The organism is Streptomyces sp. DF42, from assembly GCF_058267695.1.
The window spans coordinates 4,480,492-4,496,036 of sequence record NZ_CM177859.1; the positions used below are offsets into that span (position 1 = coordinate 4,480,492).

The 15,545-nt window shown below is 69.4% G+C and carries 10 protein-coding genes and 4 tRNA genes; 7 read left to right on the forward strand and 7 right to left on the reverse strand.

Annotation, left to right across the window (positions count from 1 at the left end; all coding sequences use genetic code 11):
- Positions 1–149: 149 nt before the first annotated feature.
- From ACYUED_RS20375 to ACYUED_RS20405, 7 genes are all read right to left on the reverse strand, one after another.
- Positions 150–566: a hypothetical protein gene (locus ACYUED_RS20375; protein ID WP_491293708.1), complete on the reverse strand. Its 417-nt coding sequence runs from the start codon at positions 564–566 to the stop codon at positions 150–152.
- A gap of 118 nt (positions 567–684) precedes the next feature.
- Positions 685–1,122 carry a hypothetical protein gene (locus ACYUED_RS20380; protein WP_491293709.1) on the reverse strand — a complete coding sequence of 146 codons (438 nt, stop codon included), beginning with the start codon at positions 1,120–1,122 and terminating at the stop codon, positions 685–687.
- A gap of 40 nt (positions 1,123–1,162) precedes the next feature.
- Complete coding sequence (locus tag ACYUED_RS20385; protein WP_491293710.1) at positions 1,163–1,336, reverse strand: hypothetical protein; 174 nt, start codon at positions 1,334–1,336, stop codon at positions 1,163–1,165.
- Between the two features lie 858 nt (positions 1,337–2,194).
- Positions 2,195–2,267, reverse strand: a tRNA-Lys gene (locus ACYUED_RS20390).
- A gap of 99 nt (positions 2,268–2,366) precedes the next feature.
- Positions 2,367–3,923 carry an amino acid permease gene (locus ACYUED_RS20395; protein WP_491293711.1) on the reverse strand — a complete coding sequence of 519 codons (1,557 nt, stop codon included), beginning with the start codon at positions 3,921–3,923 and terminating at the stop codon, positions 2,367–2,369.
- Positions 3,924–4,060: 137 nt separating this feature from the next.
- Positions 4,061–6,175, reverse strand: a complete 2,115-nt coding sequence (locus ACYUED_RS20400) for a DEAD/DEAH box helicase (RefSeq protein ID WP_491293712.1) — start codon at positions 6,173–6,175, stop codon at positions 4,061–4,063.
- A 267-nt stretch (positions 6,176–6,442) separates the two neighbouring features.
- Complete coding sequence (locus ACYUED_RS20405) at positions 6,443–6,955, reverse strand: hypothetical protein (protein WP_491293713.1); 513 nt, start codon at positions 6,953–6,955, stop codon at positions 6,443–6,445.
- A 217-nt stretch (positions 6,956–7,172) separates the two neighbouring features.
- On the opposite strand from ACYUED_RS20405, the gene ACYUED_RS20410 reads away from it, so the two are divergent.
- From ACYUED_RS20410 to hrpA, 7 genes are all read left to right on the forward strand, one after another.
- Entirely contained in the window at positions 7,173–7,523 is a 351-nt protein-coding gene (locus ACYUED_RS20410; protein WP_491293714.1) for a metallopeptidase family protein, read from the forward strand.
- Between the two features lie 103 nt (positions 7,524–7,626).
- Positions 7,627–9,228: a metallophosphoesterase family protein gene (locus ACYUED_RS20415; RefSeq protein WP_491293715.1), complete on the forward strand. Its 1,602-nt coding sequence runs from the start codon at positions 7,627–7,629 to the stop codon at positions 9,226–9,228.
- An 80-nt stretch (positions 9,229–9,308) separates the two neighbouring features.
- Positions 9,309–9,381, forward strand: a tRNA-Glu gene (locus ACYUED_RS20420).
- A gap of 38 nt (positions 9,382–9,419) precedes the next feature.
- Positions 9,420–9,494 (forward strand) — tRNA-Asp (locus ACYUED_RS20425).
- Positions 9,495–9,518: 24 nt separating this feature from the next.
- Positions 9,519–9,592, forward strand: a tRNA-Phe gene (locus ACYUED_RS20430).
- Between the two features lie 169 nt (positions 9,593–9,761).
- Positions 9,762–11,384: a hypothetical protein gene (locus tag ACYUED_RS20435; RefSeq protein ID WP_491293716.1), complete on the forward strand. Its 1,623-nt coding sequence runs from the start codon at positions 9,762–9,764 to the stop codon at positions 11,382–11,384.
- A gap of 179 nt (positions 11,385–11,563) precedes the next feature.
- Positions 11,564–15,544, forward strand: coding sequence for an ATP-dependent RNA helicase HrpA (hrpA, locus tag ACYUED_RS20440; protein ID WP_491293717.1), 3,981 nt, complete (start codon positions 11,564–11,566; stop codon positions 15,542–15,544).
- The last annotated feature ends 1 nt before the right edge of the window (position 15,545 follow it).

The window sequence follows — 15,545 nt, forward strand, 5'->3', positions numbered from 1 at the left end:
ACCGCCGGTCACGAAGCACGGAGCCGGCGAGGCTGATGTGCCACGTCAGGAGGACTGCCGGACAGGGTCACCGGGCCGACGGCCGGAACGAAGGGCCGACGGGGCGTGGGCGATGATGCCTGGCCGTGCTCCGAGGCCTTCTCGACGCCTCAGGAGTCGCCCTTCACGATGTCGGCATTCGCGCTGTTGAGGATCGAATTCACCTTGACGTTCAACATGCGATCCTCGCCGTGGTAGTTCCAGACGGCGCCGCGGTGCATGCCCCCGATTATCGCGTCGTCTCCTCTGTACCCTGGTTCAAAGACGGGCGCACCCGAGTCACCTGGCGCCGTGAACAGCCCGCACCTGCAGCCGTTGTTGCCGCCTCGGTCTATGAGGAACTGGTCAGCCGGGTCGACGCAGTACGTGGCGCCGTGCCATATGTAGCAGGACCCGTAGGTGGAGTACGAGACCGGATGGCCGCAGTGGTTGTAGGTCGTCGCCCCGCTCACGCAGAACTGCCGGCCCCAGTAGAACCAGTTGCTGTAGTCGCGCAGGGGGCGGATGCAGTGCGCGGTGGTCTTCATGTCGTTCTTCCGGGCCTGGGGGGTGGGAGCGCAGGCGCGCCCGCCGGGGTCTGCCGGGCGGGCGCGCCTGAGGACTACCAGCGGCCGAGGTACCGGGGGTTCCTGCCGGCCCTGTGGCCTACCACCAGTACGTGCCGAGGTAGGTGAAGCTCTTGTAGTGGCCCCATGTGATCCACGTGTCACCGGTGCTGATCGCACGCACGAACCGGTCCTTGCCCGTCCTCTCGCCCTCCCCGCGGGGGTCGTGGTCGAAGGAGTGCGCGACGTACTCCTGGAACGTTCCCGCGTAGTTCCGCGACGACGGGCCCGCACCGCCCCCGTTCATCCGGTCCCGGAGAGAGCCGCCGTTGTCCCAGTACCGACCGCCCGTCTCGACCCACTCACTGTGCTGGGCACCGAACTGGTAGGTCCAACCGTTGACCTGAAAGGCGTCGTCACGGTCGCCGACGTTGTGCCAGTCCGGAAAGTGGAGGCCCTGCCAGAGCTTCAGGGTCCTGTCCTGCGCCTTTCCCTGAGTCAGCCTTCCGGGGTGATCTGCGTCGCCCGAGACCGGCACCTTGCCCTCGTCGGGCCCTGGGCAGGTGCCCGCCCCGTTGTTAGGGGGGCACTGGGGGGGCATCGGCGGCGTGCGCGGTGGTGGACAGGCCGAGTCCGCCGACGGTGATGCTGAGCAGCATGGCCGGGATCACGGCCTTGCGGGCGTGGGCCCGCAGCCGGGACGACAGGGAGCGCTTCTCGCGCGGGGTCCCCAAGGCCTCGGTCGAGGACATCGTGGCCTCCTTGGGATGGTGTCGGATTCCGGCCGGGGCGGGTGCGCCCCGGCCGAGCCCAAGAAGACCGGCCGTGTGTCTCGGTGGTCCGGCAACGGTTCGGCGACCGCATCACAGCGTGGCCGCCGAACAATTGACGTACGGCTGTGACAGAAGCGTCCCCGCCGCGGCCGAAGCGGTGCGTGGTGGAGCCGCCGCCTGCCCGGCGCCGCCACGCGGACTCCGGCCCGCGCCGACTGACGTGCCGTCACATATCGCAGCCCTTCAGGCGAACCCCGCGCCGACCGCTGCAGCCCGCTGCCGCCCGCCGCCCGCCCCGCTGTCCTTGCTGTTCAGCGGGAACCCCGAGCGGTATCCGTACACCAGCCGGACGGAGCCGGAGCTGTCGACGGAGCACGGCAGCGCCTCGACGTCGAGCTGACCGAACGGATCAAGGAGGCCCTGTTCTCGTATAGCTACGGCGAACCGACATGTAGCGCTGTGTGACCGCTGTGGTTGTCGTTCCCCTCGCTGGGCGCCTCGTCGGGCTGAACGAGTGATCTCGGGCGGGGTGGAGGAGTACGGGTGCGTCAGGACTGGGAGCCGGAGGACCTGATTGAGGTCTGGACGCTGCTTGAAGACGACATGAAGCAGGTGCGTTCGCCGGGGCCTCCGCCGCCAGGGCCTTGAGCGTCTTCTCTCCGCCGACAGTCGTGGCCCGGTGCCGCTACGACCACATCGAGCCGCCGGCGCCGGGTCTCGCATCCGCTCACGCATCGCTCACGCAATGGCTTGAAAACGAAGCAGCGCCCGACCCGACCGAAGTCGACTCAGGCGCTGCGTAGCAGGTCAGAGGGCGTTTCCCTCCCCCGCAACCCGTAGGCCCTGTGGGACTCGAACCCACAACCAATGGATTAAAAGTCCACTGCTCTGCCAATTGAGCTAAGGGCCCTTGGCGATGTTGCTCCCCCGAGCATAGCCGGACACGGCCGCGTCTCCGATCGGGTATCGAGGACGCGGCCGCGCCGCGGGGGAAGTTCCTGCCGGAGTGTCAGGAATCGGTCTTGTCGGGGGCGCCTCCGGAGGCCACCGCCGGGGACGCCCCGTGGGCCGGCGTGCGTCGGTGGTCCGGGTTGAGGAACCAGTGCCGGGCCGACGCCAGCCACCACACCGCCGCGAAGCCCAGCACGGCCAGGACGGCGACCGGGGCGTAGTTGAAGCTCTCCCAGGTGACCGGTGAGACCTGGGGCAGCATGAAGAGGACCGTGATGACGCCCACCCACGTCACCGAGACGATGCCGATCGGCCGTGACCAACGGCCCAGGTGCCACGGCCCGCGCTCGAACGCCTCACCCTTCACGAGCCGCAGCAGCGTCGGGATGACGTACGCGATGTAGAGGCCGATCACGGCGACGGACGTCACGGCCGCATAGGCGGTGTAGTTGATCAGGTACGGCAGACCCAGCACCAGCGCCGCGGCCGCCGCCAGCCACACCGCCGCCACCGGCGTCCGCGTCCGCGGGCTCACGGTGTGCCACACGTGCGAGAACGGCAGTGCGCCGTCGCGCGAAAAGGCGTAGATCATGCGGCTGTTGGCGGTCACCGACGCCATTCCGCAGAACAGCTGCGCCCCGATCACCACCAACAGCAGCAGCTTGCCCGCGGTCGCGCCGAGCGCGTCCAGCAGGATCTGCGCCGGCGGCGCGCCGGTCGGGGAGGCGAGCTCCTTGTCGTACGACTGGATCGCGAAGGTGAAGCCGAGCAGCAGCACGAAACCGGCTATCCACGACGTCCAGATGGACCGGACGATGCCCTTCGGACCGGCCGTGGAGGCGTCGTGCGTCTCCTCCGTCATGTGCGCGGAGGCGTCGTAGCCGGTGAAGGTGTACTGCGCCATGAGCAGGCCCAGGAGCACGACGTACACCCCGCTGCCCCAGCCCGTGTTGTTCACGAACTTCGTGAACACGAAGGACGCCGACTGGTGGTGGTCCGGTACGAAGGCCAGCGCGCCGACGATCACCCCCACGCCCAGCACGTGCCACCACACGCTCACGCTGTTGAGCAGGGCGACGATCCGCACCCCGAACGTGTTCAGCAGGCCGTGCAGGAGAAGGATCGCCGCGAAGAGCAGGATCGTGCGGCCGGGAGTCACCTCGAAGCCGAGCTGCAGGTTCAGGTACGCGCCCAGGAAGGACGCCGCCCCGAAGTCGATGCCCGCGGTCACCGCCACCTGGCCCAGCACGTTGAACCAGCCGGTGAACCATGCCCAGGCCGCGGCCGAACGCGGTGGCGCGAGCCGGTACGCCCAGAAGTACAGGCCCGCCGACGTCGGGTACGCCGAACAGATCTCGGCCATGGACAGGCCGACGAAGAGGGTCATCAGACCTACGGCCACCCAGCCCCAGGTGATCACCGCCGGGCCACCGGTGTTCATGCCGAACAGATACAGCGTCAGACATCCCGACAGGACCGAGATGATCGTGAAGGAGACCGCGTAGTTGGAGAACGCCGACATGCGGCGGGCCAGGACCTGCGTATAGCCGAGCTGGGCGAGCCGTTCTTCGTCGGATAGGCCCGACTGCCCACTCGCTATGGCGTCATCTGTCATGCCCCCAGCGATTCCCTCGGCAAGGGCGTGACATGCGCCACACGGTAGGTGCTTTGGCCAAAAGTTGTCGTCACCACGGAACGGCGAAGGGCCCGTACGACCGAAGTCGTACGGGCCCTTGCTCACTTCACTCGACGTCAGCCGTTGCGCTTCCAGCGCGGCTTGTCGTCGCGGCGGCCGAAGGAACCGGTGCCGGTACCCGTGCCGCGGTGACCCGGGCGGTCGTGGCCGCCGGCGCGGAAGCCGGGGCGGTCGCCCTGGCGGTCACGGTTGAACGGGCGGTCGCTGCCCCGGTGACCGGTGGCGGGACGGTCGTCGCGGCGGAAGCCGCCACGGTCGTTGTCCCGGCGGTCGTTGTCCCGACGGAAGCCACCCGAGGGGCGGTCGTCACGGCGGTCGAAGGAACGGCCACCACGGTCGCCGTCACGACGGTCGTTGTTGAAGCCGCCGGACGGACGGTCGTCGCGGCGGAAGCCGCCACGGTCGTTGTCCCGGCGGTCGTTGTCCCGACGGAAGCCACCCGACGGACGGTCGTCACGGCGGTCGAAGGAACGGCCACCACGGTCGTTGCCCCCGCGGTCGTCGCGGCGGAAGCCACCGGACGGACGCTCGTCACGACGGTCGAAGGAACGGCCACCACGGTCGTTGCCCCCGCGGTCGTCGCGGCGGAAGCCACCCGACGGACGGTCGTCACGACGGTCACGGCGCTCGTAGTTGCCCCGCTCGTCACGCTGCTGACGCGGGCGCTCGTAGGAGGAGGACACCTCACGTGCCGGCGCCTCGGCGGCGGCCTGCTCGGCCGCGGCCTCCACGACGGCGGCGGCCTCGGCGACCGCGGCCTCCGGGTCGTCGCCCCGCTCACGGGCGGCGCGGGCGACCAAACGGTCGGCCTCCTCGCGCAGCTCGGTCGCGCGGCGCTGCGCCCGCTCCAGCTCCTTGGTGAGCTGGGAGACCTCACGCTCGGCCTGCTGCGCCGCGTTGGCCGCGGACTCGGACTGGACCTCGGTCATCGAACGGGCGCCGGTGATGTCGGCGACCTCGGGCTCGAAGGCCGTACCGGAGTTGATGATGTGACGCCCGGCGTCGACGCCCGCGTCCTCCATCAGGCGGAAGATCTGGCGGCGCTGGTGCGGCAGGGAGAGGGAGACGACCGTTCCCGTACGACCGGCACGGGCCGTGCGGCCGGCGCGGTGCAGGTAGTCCTTGTGGTCGCCGGCCGGGTCCACGTTCAGGACCAGGTCGATGCCGTCGACGTGGATACCGCGGGCGGCGACGTCGGTCGCGACGAGCGCGTTGACGTAGCCGTCCTTGAAGTCGGCCAGCGTGCGGGTGCGCGCGCCCTGGGTCATGCCGCCGTGCAGCGCGTCGGCCTTCACACCGGAGTCGCGCAGCTGCTCGGCGATGCGGTCCGCGCCCAGCTGCGTGCGGACGAAGATGATCGTGCGGCCCTTGCGGGAGGCGATCGCGGCGGTGACCGGCGCCTTGTCCTTGGGCTTCACGATCAGAATGTGGTGCGACATGGTCGTGACGTTGCCCTGGGCGCTGTCGACCTCGTGCGTGACCGGGTTGCTCAGGTAACGCTTGACCAGCGTGGAGATCTCGTTCTCCATCGTGGCCGAGAACAGCATCCGCTGGCCGCCGGCCGGGATCTGGTCGAGCAGCTCGGTGACCTCGGGCAGGAAGCCCAGGTCGGACATCTGGTCGGCCTCGTCGAGGACGGCGACCTCGACGTTCTCCAGGGAGCAGGCGCCGCGGTTGATGATGTCGCGCAGCCGGCCCGGGGTGGCGACGAGGATGTCGACGCCGCGCTCCAGGGCGTAGATCTGGTTGCCCATCGAGGTTCCGCCGCAGACGACCTTCATCTTGAGGCCGAGGACGTCGCCGTACGGCTGGAGGGCGTCCGCGACCTGCATCGCGAGCTCACGGGTCGGGGTGAGGATGACGGCGCGCGGCTTGTGCTTCTCGGTGCGGCCGCCGGCGAGGCGGGCCATCGTCGGCAGGCCGAAGGAGAGGGTCTTGCCGGAGCCGGTGCGGCCACGGCCGAGGATGTCCTTGCCGGCCAGGGCGTCCGGGATGGTCGCGGCCTGGATCGGGAAGGGGGTGGTCACGCCGTTCTGGGCGAGCTTGCGCACCACGCCCTCGGGGAGACCGAGGTCCGCGAAGGTGGCCTCGGTGGTCTCGGGAGCGTCCGCCGCACCCTCAGTGCCCTCGTTCTCGGGCACGACGACGTGATCAGTACTGGAAATGGACATGCGTAAGCGAAACCTTCCGGAGTCTCGTCGGCACGCGCCCGTCAACTCCGTGTTTCGCAATACGACCGCCTCTATGCGGTCAGCCACGGCAAGGGAGAGAACGCGCCACACGGCGCGCTCTGCGTTGGCGCCGGGCAATGGGATCAAACGATCTACCACCATACGCACCCACCACCCCCGAAGGCAAACCAGGTCTCATAGACGTACGTCACACCCGACGGCGCCGGGCCTCTCCCCGCCCCAACTCCCCTGCGCGCCCGGACCCTTCTACGCCGGTGACCCCGCGGTCGGCGCCGGCTCCCGCTCCGCCAGCTGCGGCGCCGTCTCCTCGTGCGCCGACGACGACGGCTCGGCGACCGTCGGCTCCGGCGAGGCGGACGTCGGCTGCTCGCTCGGCGTCGGCTGCGGCTCGGACGTATGGGACGGGGTCGGCGACGCCCTGGTCGGCGCGGGAACCCCCGGCTTCGCCGGCCTGCCGGACGCCGGAGCGGACTGGGAGGCCCCCGCGGACGGCGAGGCCGAGGGCGACGCCGACTCCCCGCCCGCCTCCTTCTCCCGTTTGCCGTCCCCGTGCTTGCCGTCGGCGGCGACACCGCCCCCACCGCCCCGCCCGGACACCGCCGATCCCCCGTCGGGCGCCTCACCACCCCGCTGCCCCGCCGAATGCGACGGCTTCGCGCTCCCTCCCCCGCCGTCCTCGCCCACGCTCATGCAGCCGGCGGCAGCGGCGACGGCCATGACCGTGGCGGCCAGACGGACGGGTACGTACAAGGGGCGCACGGAAAGCCACCTCCGAGGCGAGGGAAGGAGTCAACATGCCCAACTCCCGCCGCCCGCAAGAGGACACGCGAGTGGGTGACGTCGCAGCCATGGGCCGGACGGCCCGACTGCCGGCGTTCGCCCGCAGGCCGGCCGGTGAGCGGCTGCGCCGCGCCCGGCGACAGACAGGGGCCGTCCGTGCCTCCGCCACAGACGCTTCGTCCCTGACAATGGCTGTGTGCTGGAGATGACACGCGAATCTTTCGAGGAACTCGTGAGCCAGGCGCTGGACAGGATCCCGCCGGAGCTCGCCAGGGTCATGGACAACGTCGCCGTGTTCGTCGAGGACGAGCCTCCAGCCGACGACCCCGAGCTGCTGGGCCTGTACGAGGGCACCCCGCTCACGGACCGCGGCGAGTGGTACGCAGGCGTGCTGCCCGACCGCATCTCGATCTACAAGGGCCCCACGCTGCGCTACTGCGAGACGACCGAAGACGTGGTGCACGAGGTCGCCGTGACCGTGATCCACGAGATCGCCCATCACTTCGGGATCGACGACAAACGGCTTCACGAGCTCGGCTGGGGCTGATCTCCCCACCCACCCGGCCGAACTCTCCACAGGTACGGCACGTCCGTACGAGAGTCACGAGCCCACCCGCATATCCACGCCCGCACTTGGGCATACGGGACCAATGGCCCGCGTCCCCGCCGTCGCCGTGACCGTCCTGAACCGGATACGAAGGGCTCCAGGCACCCTCGCCCGGCACTACCGCACCCGCCGTCCGCTCCCGGCGCTCGAACTGGTCCGCCAGCCGCACCCCTGGACCCGCGCCCTCGGCCTGGCCGCCGTCGTCCTGCTCGGCGCCTGGCTGGGACTGCTGGTCGTCGGCAACGTGCGGGTCCCGGTCGGTCCCATGAACACGACGATGACCCTGCGCCCCTCCGTGACCGGCGGCACGAAGATCAACATCTCGCCGCTGGGCGCCCTGGAGCTGAACAGCCACCACGCACCGTTCCGCCTGGACGTCAATGTCGACCAGCTGGACCCCGTCCGCGCCCAGGCCCTGGTCGACCACCCCGAACGCCTCTCGGGACTCCAGGACGAGGTCGCCCACGACGTCGAGCACGGCACCCTCGACCTGGCGGTGCGCTCCTGCGTCGCCGTCGTCTCCGGCGCGACGGCCCTCGGCCTCGCCGTCTACCGCCGCCCCCGCCGGGCCCTGGCCGCCGGCGGCACGGCCCTCGCCCTCCTCGCCGCCTCCGGAGCATCGGCGTACGCCACCTGGAACCCCGAGTCCGTCCTCGAACCGAAGTACTCGGGCCTGCTGTCCTCCGCACCCTCCGTGGTCGGCAACGCACGCAGCATCGTCACCGAGTTCGACGTCTACCAGAAGGAGTTGGCACGCCTGGTGACCAACGTGACGAAGCTCTACGACGTCACGTCCACCCTCCCCGCCTACCAGCCGGACCCCTCCACGGTCCGCGTCCTGCACGTCTCGGACATCCACCTCAACCCCGCGAGCTGGAAGATCATCGCGTCGCTCGTGGACCAGTACAAGGTGAACGTGATCGTCGACACCGGCGACACGATGGACCACGGCACGACCGCGGAGAACGGCTTCCTCGACCCGGTCGCGGACCTGGGCGCGCCCTATCTCTGGGTGCGCGGCAACCACGACTCCGCGGCCACCCAGCACTACCTCTCCCGCATGAAGAACGTGCACGTCCTGGACGACGGCCGGGCGGAGACGGTCGCGGGCCTGCGCTTCGCGGGTATCGGCGACCCACAGTTCACCCCCGACCGCTCGAACGAACTGGGAGCGGACGCGTCGGAGGAGCTCGCGGGCGACCGCCTCGCCTCGGCCCTGCGCGACCAGAAGAGCGCCGGCACCCCGGTCGACGTGGCCATGGTCCACGAACCGTCGGCGGCCCGCGAGGTCGACGGCGAGGTGCCCCTGGTCCTCTGCGGCCACCTGCACCACGAGGGCGACGAGATCCTGAAGTACGGCACCCGTCTGCGCATGGAGGGCTCGACGGGCGGCAGCGGCCTGCGCGCACTGGAGCACAAGTACCCGGCCCCGATCGAGGCCTCGATCCTCTACTTCGACCGGGACTCCCGCCGGCTCCAGGCCTGGGACGCGATCAAGCTGGGCGGCCTGGGCGAGACGACGGCAGAGGTCACCCGCCACCTCCCGAAGGAAAACCAACCAGGAGCCACCCCTACCCCGTCCACCCCGACCTCCCCCGCCCCGTCCACACCTTCCCCGTCCACACCTCCCGCCTCGGCCCGGTAAACCGTTTTGGCGATACCTCCCGGCATCCCATATGCTTCTCACGTCCCCGACGCGCTGAGAAGCGCCCAGGCGGGCCGATAGCCCTCATCGTCTAGCGGCCTAGGACGCCGCCCTTTCAAGGCGGTAGCACGGGTTCGAATCCCGTTGGGGGCACGTAAGACCGTGTGCGACACTGTCGTACGCAACAGCTTGGTCCTGTGGAGCAGTTTGGAGTGCTCGCCACCCTGTCAAGGTGGAGGCCGCGGGTTCAAATCCCGTCAGGACCGCTGAGGTTTCCTCGGAAACCTCGTGGCTGGGTAGCTCAGTTGGTACGAGCGATCGCCTGAAAAGCGATAGGTCGCCGGTTCGACCCCGGCCCCAGCCACAACCGCCCTCACCAGGGCATACGCCCCCTCCGGGATCATCCGGAGGGGGCGTTCGCATGCCGCCCCCCCAGGCCCTGGGCAGAGTGCCGAAACCCCCTCCTGCATAATCCGGCAAGGGATTCTCATTCACGGGATCTCCCTTGCTCGTACAGAGCCCGAGGGGGGTTCTTGAGACAGATCGCCAGAGGGCTGGTGACGGCCGGTGCCGTCCTGGTCGGCACACTCGCGATACCGGGTACGGCCCATGCCGCGGGGCCTACCGTCAAGGAGGCGTACAGCGACGCCGGCGACTGGTCCGTGCTCGACGTACGCCTCAACTACAGCGGCGGGATCGACAAGATCATCGCGACGCTCCGCCCGGTCGGCAGCAGCGACACGGACGCGCCGGTGGCCACCGTCACCGACTTCACGAAGAAGTACGACATCTACTCGTGGGACGGCGTCTGGGCCTCCCAGCCCCTGCGGCTGGACGACCTCGGCAAGTACACGGTCGACATCGAGGTCACGGACAGCTCCGGCGAGACCACCGTCCAGAAGGACGCGGGCACGCTGAACTACGCGCAGCAGCCCGTCTTCAGCGACTTCACCGTCACGCCCACCGAGCCGGACATCGAGCACAGGACGGCCACCGCCGCCGGCGACCTGGTCCTCCGCGACCCGCGCACCCACGAGGCGGTGCCGCTGGCCGGCACCACCGTGGACGCCGAGTTCGACAACGGCGGCAAGGACGTGCCCACCGTCACCGACGACGCCGGCCATTTCTCCGCCTCGGCCGAGACGACGGGCGGCTGGGCCTCCGCCGAATACGCCGGCGACCTCGGCCACGTCGGCGCTGACGTCGTCCAGGTCTCGCCGCAGGCCGCGCCGACCCGGTTCGTCCTCGACCAGAGCGCCTTCCACGTCACCGCCGGCGACAAGATCACTGTCGCCGGCACGCTCCAGTACCAGTACGACGGCGAGTGGAAGCCGCTGGCCGGCACCCCGGTGGAGATCGACTACAAGGACTGCAGCACCTGCAGCCCCGTCGACACGACGAGCGACGCGAACGGCCGCTTCTCCTTCGACAAGACCCCGTACGGCGCCAAGACCGTCTACGAGATCTCCATCCCGACGCGACCGTTCAACCCCTACATCCTGCACACGACCGCCGACGTCACCGTCGCGGTCACCGCGACGACGAAGTTCAGCTCGTTCACGGCGTCGCTGGACAAGTACGCCGAGGTGACGGTCAACGGCACCCTCGACGTGACCGGCCGCGACGGCCGCGACTCGGCCAACGTCGCCATCCAGTACTCGGCCGACGGCAAGACGGGCTGGACCACCCAGAAGACCCTGAAGGTCGTCTTCGGTGATGACTTCTCGCAGCGGCTGCCGGGCTACACCGACGGCTACTGGCGCCTGAGCTACGCCGGCTCCACCACCGCGGACATCAAGGGCACCGTCAGCAACAGCCTGCGCCGCAACCGCGCCCTCACCCGGGTCAACGACGCCAACGCGTCCCCCGAGCCCGTGTACAAGGGCAGGACGATCACCGTCAAGGGTGTGCTCCAGGAGCACAAGGTCGGCGCCACCAGCTGGAACGCCTACGGCGGCAGGAAGGTGCAGATCCTCTTCCGGCCCAAGGGGGCGTCGACCTGGTACCTGATGGCCACGGTCACCACGACGACGAACGGCTCCTTCAGCAAGGGCTTCACGGCCAAGCAGGACGGCACCTGGGTGCCCGTCTTCCTGTACCCCGACAGCAAGCACTTCGTGGGTGAGGGCCGGGAGGACTTCGTCGACGTGCGGTGACCGCCGTACAGGACACCCGTACGGATCCGCCGACCGGCTTGGCACCGCGCCCGCCCGGCGCTACGTGCCGGCCGGCCGGCGGAGGCCGGGGCAGCGGAACGTGAAGCCACCGACCCCGGGAGGCACCGGGCACAAATCGTTAGCCAGGGATTTCCCGGGGATGAGATCCTGGATGACGTATGTCTACGCACCCTGCCCCCGCCACCCCGGCCCTCGGCACCCTCGCCGCCCGCCTGACCGAGCTGTCCCTGCGCGATGCGCACCGGCTCGGGCGCAGGCTCGAAGGCGCGCGCAGGATCCGTAAGCCGCAGGCCCAGGCCGCCGTTCTCGCCGAGATCGAGACGGAGGTCGCGAAGGCCGAGCAGCGGATGGGCGAGCGGCGCGGCCGGGTGCCCGCCGTCTCGTACCCCGAACAGCTGCCCGTCAGCCAGAAGAAGAGCGAGATCGCCGACGCCATCCGTGATCACCAGGTCGTCATCGTCGCCGGTGAGACCGGGTCCGGCAAGACGACCCAGATCCCGAAGATCTGTCTCGAACTCGGGCGCGGGGTGAACGGCATGATCGGGCACACCCAGCCCCGTCGTATCGCCGCCCGTACCGTCGCCGAGCGGATCGCCGAGGAGCTGGACACGCCTCTGGGCGAGGCCGTCGGCTGGAAGGTGCGGTTCACCGACCAGGTGAACCCGGACGCCACCTTCGTCAAGCTGATGACGGACGGCATCCTGCTCGCCGAGATCCAGACCGACGGCGAGCTGCGCGCCTACGACACGATCATCATCGACGAGGCCCACGAGCGGTCCCTGAACATCGACTTCCTGCTCGGGTACCTCGCCCAGCTGCTGCCGAAGCGGCCCGATCTCAAGGTCGTCATCACCTCCGCGACCATCGATCCGGAGCGGTTCTCCCGGCACTTCGGCGACGCGCCGATCGTCGAGGTCAGCGGGCGGACGTATCCGGTCGAGGTGCGTTACCGCCCCCTCCTCGAAGAGGACTCGGACGACTCCGACCGCGACCAGATCACCGCGATCTGCGACGCAGTCGAGGAGCTCCAGGGAGAGGGCAAGGGCGACATCCTCGTCTTCCTCTCGGGCGAGCGGGAGATCCGGGACACGGCGGACGCGCTGGTCAAGAAGAACTACCGGTTCACGGAGGTGCTGCCCCTGTACGCACGCCTCTCCCACGCCGAGCAGCACCGTGTCTTCCAGCAGCACACGGGCCGCAGGATCGTTCTGGCCACGAACGTCGCCGAGACGTCCCTGACCGTCCCGGGCATCAAGTACGTCATCGACCCGGGCTTCGCCCGTATCTCCCGCTACAGCCACCGTACGAAGGTCCAGCGGCTGCCGATCGAGGCGGTCTCCCAGGCCAGCGCCAACCAGCGCAAGGGCCGCTGCGGCCGTACGTCCGACGGCATCTGCATCCGCCTCTACTCCGAGGACGACTTCGTCGCCCGCCCGGAGTTCACCGACGCGGAGATCCTCCGTACGAACCTGGCCTCCGTCATCCTGCAGATGACCGCGGCCGGCCTCGGCGACATCGAGAAGTTCCCCTTCATCGACCCGCCGGACCACCGCAACATCCGCGACGGTGTGCAACTGCTCCAGGAACTGGGCGCGTTGGACCCGGCGGAGAAGGACGTACGCAAGCGGCTCACGCCGAGCGGGCGCAAGCTCGCCCAGCTGCCGGTCGACCCCCGGCTGGCCCGGATGGTCCTGGAGGCCGACAAGAACGGCTGCGTGCGCGAGGTCATGGTGATAGCCGCCGCGCTCTCCATCCAGGACCCGCGCGAGCGCCCCGCCGACAAGCAGGCGCAGGCGGACCAGCAGCACGCCCGCTTCAAGGACGAGACCAGCGACTTCCTGGCGTATCTGAACCTGTGGCGGTATGTGCGCGAGCAGCAGAAGGAGCGGGGTTCCTCGTCCTTCCGCCGCATGTGCAAGCAGGAGTACCTCAACTTCCTGCGCATCCGCGAATGGCAGGACATCTACACCCAACTCCGCACGGTCGCCAAGCAGATGGGCATCCACCTCAACGAGGACGATGCCCCCGGCGACCGCATCCACGTCTCCCTCCTCGCCGGACTGCTCTCGCACATCGGCATGAAGGACGTGAAAGAGGGCGCGAAGAACGAGTACCTGGGCGCGCGGAACGCCAAGTTCGCGGTCTTCCCGGGCTCGGCGCTCTTCAAGAAGCCGCCGCGGTTCGTGATGTCGGCGGAGCTGGTGGAGACCTCCCGCCTCTGGGCGCGCGTCAACGCCAGGATCGAGCCCGAATGGGTCGAGCCCCTGGCCGAGCACCTCCTCAAGCGCACGTACAGCGAACCGCACTGGGAGAAGGACCAGGCGGCCGTGATGGCATACGAGAAGGTCACGCTGTACGGCGTCCCGATCATCGCCCAGCGCAAGGTGAACTACGGCCGTATCGACGCGGAGACGTCCCGCGAACTGTTCATCCGCAACGCGCTCGTCGAGGGCGACTGGCGCACGCACCACAAGTTCTTCGCCGACAACCGCAGACTCCTCAGCGAGGTCGAGGAGCTGGAGCATCGCGCCCGGCGCCGGGACATCGTCGTCGACGACGACACGCTCTTCGACTTCTACGACGCCCGGGTGCCCGAACACGTGGTGTCCGGCGCCCACTTCGACTCCTGGTGGAAGCGGAAGCGGCACGAGCAGCCGGAGTTCCTGGACTTCGAGCGGGAGATGCTCATCCGGGAGTCCGCGGAGGCGGTCACGAAGACCGACTATCCGGACTCGTGGCGGCAGGGGCCGCTGAAGTTCCGGGTGACGTACCAGTTCGAGCCGGGCGCGGACGCCGACGGCGTGACCGTGCACGTTCCGCTCCAGGTCCTCAACCAGGCCTCGGACGAGGGCTTCGACTGGCAGATCCCGGGCCTTCGGGAGGAGCTGGTCACCGAGCTGATCCGCTCCCTCCCCAAGCCGATCCGCCGCAACTACGTGCCGGCACCGAACTTCGCGAAGCGCTTCCTGGACACGGCGTCGTCCCCGGAGGGGCGCGAGCGGACACAGCCCCTCCAGGAGCCACTGACCACGACCATGGCACGCGAACTGAAGCGCATGGTCGGCGTGCCCTTCGAGGCGTCCGACTTCGACTGGTCGAAGGTCCCGGACCATCTGCGCATCACCTTCCGCATCGTGGACGAGCGGCGTCGCAATCTCGCCGAGGACAAGGACCTTGAGGCGCTGAAGCTCCGGCTGAAGCCGAAGGCGCGCCAGGCACTGTCCCAGGCGGCCGCCGCCACGGCCGAGCGGCAGGGCGGGGAGTCCCTGGAGCGCAAGGGCATCACCGACTGGACGATCGGCTCCCTCACCCGAGTCTTCGAGACGCGCCGCGCCGGCCAGCCGGTGAAGGCGTATCCGGCCCTGGTGGACGACGGTGACACGGTCTCCGTGCGCCTGTTCGACACGGAGGCGGAGCAGGCGGAGGCGATGGGGAAGGGCACGCGCAGGCTGATCCTGCGCAACATCCCCGTCAACCCCGCGAAGTTCGCGTCCGAGAAGCTGACGAACGCCCAGAAGCTCGCCCTGTCCGCGAACCCGCACGGCTCGATCCAGGCTCTGTTCGACGACTGCGCGATGGCGGCGGCGGACAAGCTGATCGGGGACTTCGGCGGCCCGGCGTGGGACGAGGAGTCGTATCGGAAGCTGTTCGACAAGGTGCGCGCCGAGATCGTGGACACGACGATCCGCACGGTGGGCCAGGTACAGCAGGTCCTGGCGGCCTGGCAAGCGTGTGAACGCCGTCTGAAGGCCGTACGGAGCCCTGCGCTGCTGCCGAACCTCGCGGACGTACGCAAGCAGCTGGACGCCCTGGTGAAGCCGGGTTTCGTGACGGAGGCGGGGCTACGTCGCCTCGCCGACCTGATGCGCTATCTGGTGGCCGCGGATCGCCGGCTGCAGCAGATGCCGACGGGCGTGCAGCGGGACACGACGCGCATGGAGAAGGTCCACGAGATGCAGGACGAGTACGCGTGGCTGCTGGAGCAGATGCCCCAGGGCCACCCCGTCCCGTCCTCGGTGCTGGACATCCGCTGGATGATCGAGGAGCTCCGGGTCAGCTATTTCGCCCACGCCCTGGGCACGGCCTACCCCGTCTCCGACAAGCGGATCGTGAAGGCGATCGATGCGGCCGCCCCGTAAC